This is a genomic window from Kineococcus sp. TRM81007, from assembly GCF_022669155.1.
Classification (GTDB): domain Bacteria; phylum Actinomycetota; class Actinomycetes; order Actinomycetales; family Kineococcaceae; genus Kineococcus.
Genome location: NZ_JALBVB010000033.1, coordinates 20,718 through 28,136 on the forward strand (window position 1 = coordinate 20,718; position 7,419 = coordinate 28,136).

Genomic DNA, 7,419 nt, shown 5'->3' on the forward strand with positions numbered 1-7,419 from the left:
CCCTTCACCCGGTCAGGTGCTCGCGCAGGGTCGTGCCCGCGTACTCGCGGCGGAACAGGCCGCGGCGCTGCAGCTCCGGCACGACGTGGTCCACGAACACCTCCAGCGACCCGGGCAGCGTCGGCGGCATGAGGTTGAACCCGTCGGCCCCTCCCCCGCGGAACCACTCCTCGAGCCGGTCGGCCACCTGCCCGGGGGTGCCCACGACCGTGCAGTGCCCGCCTCCGGCGGCGAGCCGCCCCAGCAGCTCCCGCACGGTGGGCCGCTCCACCTCCACGATCCGCAGGATCGTCTCGTAGCGCCCGCGCGGGCCGGGGAAACCGGCCGCGGGTGGCAGCGGCGGCACGGGTGCGTCGAGGTCCCAGGTGGTGCAGTCCTGCTGCACGAACGCCGACAACTGCGCCAGGGAGTGCTCCACCGGCAGCAGCGCGTCCAGCTCGGCCCGCGCCCGGTGCGCCTCCTCCTCGGTGGACCCCACGAACGCCACCAGGCCGGGCATGACGACCAGCGCGTCGGGGTCGCGGCCCGCGGCGGCGGCGCGGCGGCGCACGTCGTCGCGGTACGCCCGCGCGCTGGGCAGGTCGTGCGCGACGGCGTAGACGCCCTCCGCACGGCCGGCTGCGAGGTCGCGGCCGGCGTCGGACGCGCCCGCCTGGAACAGCACCGGGCGGCCCTGCGGGGATCGCGGGACCGTCAGGGGGCCGTCCACGGAGAAGTGCGCGCCCCGGTGCTCGACCCGGTGCACGCGGGAGGGTTCCGCGTAGCGGCCGGCGCGGTCCAGCACCAGGGCGTCGGCGTCCCAGGAGTCCCACAGCGCCAGGGCGGCCTCGACGAACTCCGCGGCGCGCTCGTACCGACGTTCCGACGGCGGCATCGCGTCCAGGCCGAAGTTGCGGGCCTCCGCGTCGTGCATGGAGGTGACGACGTTCCACCCGGCGCGCCCACCGGACAGGTGGTCCAGGGAGGCGAGCGTGCGCGCGGCGTGGAACGGCTGCCAGAACGTCGTGGACACCGTGGAGACCAGGCCGACGCGCTCGGTGGCGCGGGCCATCGCCGCCAGGGTGGTCAGCGGTTCCAGGAACCAGCCCGGTCCCAGCGAGACGTCACCGGTGGACTGCCCGTCGGCGAAGAACACCGCGTCGAGCAGGCCGCGCTCGGCGGTGCGGGCGAGGTCCTCGTACCAGCGCACGTCCCCGAGGCGCTCGACGTCGGAGGACGGGTGGCGCCAGGCGGCGGCGTGGTGGCCCGTCCCGTACAGGAACGCGCCGAGGTGCAGCTGCCGTCCCGCGGGGTTCACGGCACCAGCACGGCGCGGCCGGTGACCTCGCCGCGCGCGAGCGCGCCCAGCACCTCGTCCACCGCGTCCAGCGGCTCGACGCGGTCGACGACGGAGCGCACCACGCCGCGCGCGACGAGGTCCAGGCCGAGCTCCAGCTCCGCCAGGGTGTTCGAGACGGACGTGAGGATCCGCTGCTCGGGCACCACCAGCTCCACGGGGTTCAGCTCGACGCGCTCGGCGGAGTAGCCGACGTAGACGAGCGCCCCGCCGGGACCGAGCGCGGCGAGGGCCTGCCGCCCGGTGGCGGCGGTGCCGACGAGCTCGAACACCGCGTCCGCGCCCCCGGTGAGGCGCTGCACCTGCGCGCCGACGTCCCCGTCGGCGGGGTCGAGGACCCACTCGGCACCGAGGGACCGCGCCAGGTCGCGACGTCGCTGCGAGCGGGCGACGGCTGCGACGCGGGCCCCGCGGTGGCGCAGCACCTGCACCAGCGCCGACCCCACGCCGCCCGCCCCGTAGACGACGGTGACGTCGTCGGCGCGCACGTCGGCGACCGCGGCGGCGTGCAGGGCGGTGGTGACGCTGCACGCCACCGGTGCCGCCTGCTCGAACGTCAGCGCGTCCGGGATCCGCGCCAGGCTGCGCGCGGGCACGGCGAGGAACTCCGCGAAACCCCCGTCGGAGGCGAAGGCGAGCATCCCGCGCGGGGCGCTGCACAGGTTCTCCCGGCCGCGGCGGCACTGCCGGCAGTCGCCGCAGGAGTGCAAGTAGTGCACGGCGACGCGGTCGCCGGGGACCCACGCGGTGACGCCCGCGCCGGTCTCCTCGACGGTGCCGGCGACCTCGTGCCCCAGGGTGATCGGGGTGCGGGCGGGGGTCAGCAACCCCTCGGCGAAGTGCAGCTCGGTGGCGCACACGCCGGCGGCTCGCACGCGCACGAGCACCTCGCCCGGCTCGGGAACCGGTCGCGGGACCTCCTGCACCTGGATCGGCCGGCCGGGTCCGGTGAAGCGGGCAGCACGCACGGTTCTCTCCTCACGACGGGGTGGCCCCCCTCCAGCCCTCCGATCCCGCGGTGATCAAGGAAGTCGCAACTTCCTTGATNCCGCGGGGTGGGGGTGGAGGAGGTTCGGGGGTTTCGAGGGTCTCGGGAGCCAGGGGTTCCCGGGGTACGGGATCCCGGAGCGGTTCAGGCGCCGAGGGCGTCCCAGGCGGCGATGCCGCCGCTCAGGTGCACGACGTCGGTGCGGCCGCGCTCGCGCAGCGCGCGCAGGGCCTTCGCCGACCGGGTGCCGCCGGCGCAGTGCAGCACCAGCGGCCGGTCCGCCGGCACTCGAGCGGGGTCCGCCAGCAGGTCCGCCAGCGGAACCAGCACCGAGCCGGGGATCGCGCTCGCGGCGTGCTCGTCGGGTTCGCGCACGTCCACGAGGACGAACTCGTCGCGGCCCGCGTCGCGTTCGCGCAGGCGCCGCTCCAGTTCCACCGCGTCCAGTTCCGGCACGTCCGCGTCGTCCACCGCGCACAGCTGCACGGCGTCCGCGACCTCCGTGACGGGGGCGCGGCGCGGGTCCCGGGCCAGGCGCAGCGTGCGCCACGTCATCGCCAGCGCGTCGTGCACCAGCACGCGGCCCAGCAGGCTCTCCCCGGCGCCGGTGACGAGCTTCACGGCCTCGGTGACCATCGCCGAACCCACCGCCGCGCAGACCCCGCCGACGACCCCGGCCTCCCCGCAGGAGGGCACCGTGCCCGGTGCGGGCGGCTCGGCGAACAGGTCGCGGTACGTGGGGCCGTGCTCGTCCCAGAACACCGACACCTGCCCGGCGAACCGCAGCACCGCACCCCACACCCACGGCCTGCCCGCCAGGACGCAGGCGTCGTTGACGAGGTAGCGGGTGGCGAAGTTGTCTGCACCGTCCACGACGAGGTCGTAGCCGGAGACGAGTTCCACCGCGTTGCCCGCGGTGAGGCGCTCGCGGTGCCGCACCACGTGCACCAGCGGGTTCGCGCGCTCGACCGCGCCGGCGGCGCTGTCCACCTTCGCCCGGCCCACGTCCGCGGTGCCGTGCAGGACCTGCCGGTGCAGGTTCGACTCGTCCACCACGTCGTCGTCGACGACGCCGATCGTGCCGATGCCCGCGGCCGCCAGGTACAGCAGCGCGGGCGAACCCAGACCGCCGGCGCCGACCACGAGGACCCGGGCGGCCTTCAGCCGGCGCTGCCCCACCTCACCGATCTCCGGCAGCAGCAGCTGGCGGGAGTACCGGCGGCGCTCCTCGGCAGTCAGCTCACCGCCGGGTTCCACGAGGGGTTCGAGCTTCACGGGGCACCTCCCGCAGTCGCGTCGAACTGCGCCAGGCCGGCCCACGGGGAGGACGCCTGCGCCAGGGCGCGCTGCGGGATCCGTCCCGCGCGCCGCGCCGCCCGGCCCGCCAGCACCGCGTGCCGCATCGCGACCCCCATCAGTTCCGGGTCCTGAGCGCGGGTCACCGCGGTCGCCAGCAGCACCGCGTCGCACCCCAGCTCCATCGCGAGCGCGGCGTCGGAGGCGGTGCCGATGCCCGCGTCCAGCACGACGGGAACACCGGCGCGCTCGACGATCAGGGCGATGTTGTGGGGGTTGAGGATCCCCAGCCCGGTGCCGATGGGCGCGCCCAGCGGCATGACGGCCGCGCACCCGGTGCGTTCCAGGCGCAGCGCGAGCGCCGGGTCGTCGTTGGTGTACGCCAGGACGGTGAAACCGTCGTCGACGAGCTGCTCGGCGGCGTCGAGCAGTTCCACCGCGTCTGGCAGCAGCGTGTCCTCGTCGGCGACGACCTCCAGCTTCACCCAGTCGGTGCCCAGCGCCTCGCGGCCCAGGCGCGCGGTCAGCAGCGCCTCGCGCGCCGTGCGGCACCCGGCGGTGTTGGGCAGGACCTGCACCCCCACCCGTTCCAGCACGTCGAGCAGGGAACCGCGCGCGGCGGGGTCCACGCGGCGCAGCGCCACCGTCGTCAGTTCCGTGCCGGAGGCGCGCAGCGCCCGTTCCAGCACGTCGTGGTTCGCCGCGCCGCCCGTCCCGGTGATGAGCCGGGAGGTGAACTCCCGGCCCGCGATCGTGAACGGGTCGTCCAACCTGGTCCTGCCCTCGTCCAGCACCTGCGTGCTCACCCTCCCGCCACCGCCTGCAGCACCTCGAGGCGGTCGCCCGCCGTCACCGCCGTCGAACCCCAGCTGCCGGTGGGGACGACCTCGTCGGCCAGCGCCACCGCAGTCCCGCGGCCCGGTTCCAGCCCCGGCGCGAACCTCGCCACGACGTCCGCGACGCTGCTCCCCGCCGGGACCCGCAGGGGTTCCCCGTTCACCAGCACCTCGACCTGCCCGTTCGTCGCGGTCACAGCGCACCCACCTCCTCGCGGGCCGCGGTGCGCGACCCGAACCTCCCCGGGTCGCAGGCCGCGACCTCGGGCGGGACCGGCTCGCCGTCGGCGAGCGCCGCGACGGCCTCGGCCGTCACCCCCGACAGGAGCACCCCGTTGCGGTGGTGCCCCACCGCCAGCAGCAGGCCCGGGACGTCGCCGTGGCCGATGAGCGGCAGGTTGTCCGGCGAGCCGGGGCGCGAGCGTGCGAGGACCTCGACGAGCTCCAGCTCGGCGGTCCCCGGCACGAGCGCCTGCGCGTCGCGCAGCAGGTCGTGCACGGCCCCGGCGGTGACCGTCTCGTCGAAACCCCGGTCCTCGGTGGTGGCGCCGACGACGAGCTCGCCGTCCTCGCGCGGCACGAGGTACACGTCGCGGTCGCGCACGACGCCGCGCACGGTGCGCTGCAGGAGGTGCTGCCCGGCGGGCATCCGCAGCCGCGCCACCTGCCCCTTCACGGGCCGCACCGGGGCGTGGCCCTGCGCGCGGGCACCGGTGGCGAGGACAACCAGGGGCGCGCGCACCGGGGGGCCGTCGGCGAACCGCACCCCGACCGCGCGGCCGTCCTCGACGAGGACCTCACCGCGCTGCGGGACCACCCGCACCCCCCGCGCCGCGGCGGCCGCCCGGAGCGCGGCCAGCAGCGCCCGCGGGTCGACCTGGTGGTCGCCGTGCACGAGCGTGCCGCCGGAGACGGCCGGGTCCAGGAACGGTTCCAGCCGCCGACACTCGCGGCCGGTGAGGGCCTGCACGTCGAGGCCGAGGAGCTCCTGGGCGCGGCGAACGTCGGCCAGCCGGGCCCGGTCGCCGGCGTCGAGCGCGACGGCGAGGGTTCCGCAGTGCCGGTACCCGGTGGGCGCGTTCCCCGCGGCACCCGCCTCGACGGCGTACCGGCGGAAACCCGCCGCGGCCAGCAGGGAGAGGTCCAGCAGTTCGCGCTCGCCGTGGTGCAGCTCGCTGACGGGCGCGAGCATCCCCGCGGCCGCGCGGGAGGCACCGCCGCCGGGGTCGGGGTCGGCCAGGACCACGCGACGGCCCCGTTCGGCGAGCCGCCACGCGCACGCGGTCCCGACGATCCCGCCGCCGAGCACGACGACGTCGCACGCCCTCACAGCACACTCCCTTCGCCGGCACGACCCGGAGCAGGTTCAACGGTCGGCGAGTGCGCTCGCCCTCTCAGCCCGCGCTCCCGGGCTCCCGTGGTGCGGCCACCCTACCCCCGCCCCTGGCACACTCGCGCGGGTGCCGAACCCCGCAGGAACCACCGCCCCCCGCGACGCGCTGCGCGCCGCCCGCCTGTACCTGTGCACCGGCGCCCGCCGCCGCGAGGGCGACCTGGAGCAGTTCCTCGACGCCGTCCTGGGTGCGGGCGTGGACGTCGTGCAGCTGCGCGAGAAGGGCCTCGAGGCCGCCGAGGAGCTGGAACTGCTGGAGGTGTTCGCCGACGCGGTGCGCCGGCACGGGCGCCTGCTGGCCGTCAACGACCGCGCGGACGTGGCCGCCGTCGCAGGCTCGCACGTGCTGCACCTGGGGCAGCGGGACCTGCCGCCCGCGACTGCCCGCCGGTTCGTGGGCGCCGGTGCCCTGATCGGCCGCTCCACCCACTCCCCCGCCCAGTTCGACGCGGCGGTCGCCGACCCCGAGGTGGACTACGCGTGCGTGGGACCGACGTGGGCGACGCCCACGAAGCCCGGGCGCGCCGCGACGGGTCTGGACCTCGTGCGGCACGCCGCGGCGAACGCGGGCACCACGCCGTGGTTCGCGATCGGCGGGATCGACCTGGGCACCGTTCAGGAGGTCGTGGACGCGGGGGCGCGGCGGGTCGTCGTCGTGCGGGCGATCACGGAGGCGGACGACCCCGCCGCCGCCACCGCGGCGCTGCTGCGCGCCCTGCCGCCGTCGCCCTGACCGGGTGGGGGACGGGGCGGGTCGGCTCCCGGCGGGTCAGCTCCCCGCGGTCCCGCGCGCGGCGAGCTGCTCGCGCAGCCGGCGCACCTCGTCGGCCAGCTCGGCCACGTCCGCGCGGGTGGCCTCCGCGTCCTCGCCGGAGGAGTCGCGCACCTCGTCCAGGAACCACGACGCCAGCGACCCGGTGACCACGCCGACGAGGGCGATGCCCGCGAGCATCAGCCCCACCGCGACGGCGCGCCCGGTGGCGGTGACGGGCGCGAAGTCGCCGTACCCGACGGTGGTGATGGTCGTCACGACCCACCACACGGCTTCGCCGAACGTGGCGATGGTCGCGCCGGGGGCGCCGCGCTCGGCCTCCAGGACGGCGCAGGCGGCGCAGAACCCGATGAGGACCGTCGAGACGGTCACGTAGAGGCTCACCTGCCCGCGCAGGCGGGTGCCGGCGCGCTGGTTCAGCAGCCGCAGCACCGTGACGATCCGCAGCAGCCGCAGCGGCTGCAGCATCGGCAGCAGGAGCAGCAGCAGGTCCAGCGGGTGGGTGACGAGGAACCGCAGGCGGTGGCCGCTGAGCCCCAGGCGCACCAGGTAGTCGACGCCGAACGCCGCCCACACGCCGGTGCGCACCACGTGGCACGCGGTGCGCACGGCCCCCGGCAGCTCCGGCTGCAGGATCGGCAGCGAGTAGGCGATGAGCCACAGGGCGGCCACCACCGGGGCCACCCGCTCGCCGACGTGCTCGTACGCCTGGTACCGGGCGTCTCGGGGGCTGGTGACGGGGGTGCTCACCCCGGTTCCCTACCGGCGCCGTGGCCGGCTGTCCACCGGGCGGCGCCG

At 76.5% G+C, this 7,419-nt stretch carries 8 protein-coding genes and 1 riboswitch; of the genes, 1 reads left to right on the forward strand and 7 read right to left on the reverse strand.

Going from position 1 to position 7,419, the window contains the following annotated elements; genetic code table 11:
- Positions 1-4: 4 nt before the first annotated feature.
- From MN205_RS03580 to thiO, 6 genes are all read right to left on the reverse strand, one after another.
- Positions 5-1,297 (reverse strand): LLM class flavin-dependent oxidoreductase, encoded by a 1,293-nt coding sequence (locus MN205_RS03580; RefSeq protein WP_242124373.1) that lies wholly within the window; start codon positions 1,295-1,297, stop codon positions 5-7.
- Positions 1,294-2,304: an alcohol dehydrogenase catalytic domain-containing protein gene (locus MN205_RS21470; protein ID WP_242124375.1), complete on the reverse strand. Its 1,011-nt coding sequence runs from the start codon at positions 2,302-2,304 to the stop codon at positions 1,294-1,296. The genes MN205_RS03580 and MN205_RS21470 overlap by 4 nt, the downstream gene beginning before the upstream one ends.
- Before the next feature lie 164 nt (positions 2,305-2,468).
- A complete protein-coding gene (gene moeB, locus MN205_RS03590; RefSeq protein ID WP_242124377.1) occupies positions 2,469-3,599 on the reverse strand; it encodes a molybdopterin-synthase adenylyltransferase MoeB in 1,131 nt (376 codons plus the stop codon).
- The gene (locus MN205_RS03595) at positions 3,596-4,390 is read right to left on the reverse strand and encodes a thiazole synthase (protein WP_242124452.1); all 795 of its coding nucleotides are present in this window, start codon (positions 4,388-4,390) and stop codon (positions 3,596-3,598) included. The genes moeB and MN205_RS03595 overlap by 4 nt, the downstream gene beginning before the upstream one ends.
- Positions 4,391-4,422: 32 nt before the next feature.
- On the reverse strand, positions 4,423-4,653 hold the full coding sequence (gene thiS, locus MN205_RS03600; protein ID WP_242124379.1) for a sulfur carrier protein ThiS: 231 nt from the start codon (positions 4,651-4,653) through the stop codon (positions 4,423-4,425).
- Complete coding sequence (thiO, locus tag MN205_RS03605; RefSeq protein ID WP_242124381.1) at positions 4,650-5,786, reverse strand: glycine oxidase ThiO; 1,137 nt, start codon at positions 5,784-5,786, stop codon at positions 4,650-4,652. The genes thiS and thiO overlap by 4 nt, the downstream gene beginning before the upstream one ends.
- A riboswitch (TPP riboswitch) is annotated at positions 5,776-5,885 on the reverse strand. It overlaps the preceding gene by 11 nt.
- 31 nt (positions 5,886-5,916) lie before the next feature.
- Here thiO and thiE point away from each other — a divergent pair.
- Complete coding sequence (gene thiE, locus MN205_RS03610; protein ID WP_242124383.1) at positions 5,917-6,582, forward strand: thiamine phosphate synthase; 666 nt, start codon at positions 5,917-5,919, stop codon at positions 6,580-6,582.
- A gap of 36 nt (positions 6,583-6,618) precedes the next feature.
- Here thiE and MN205_RS03615 read toward each other — a convergent pair whose 3' ends face one another.
- Positions 6,619-7,371: a potassium channel family protein gene (locus MN205_RS03615; protein WP_242124385.1), complete on the reverse strand. Its 753-nt coding sequence runs from the start codon at positions 7,369-7,371 to the stop codon at positions 6,619-6,621.
- Positions 7,372-7,419 lie beyond the last annotated feature (48 nt).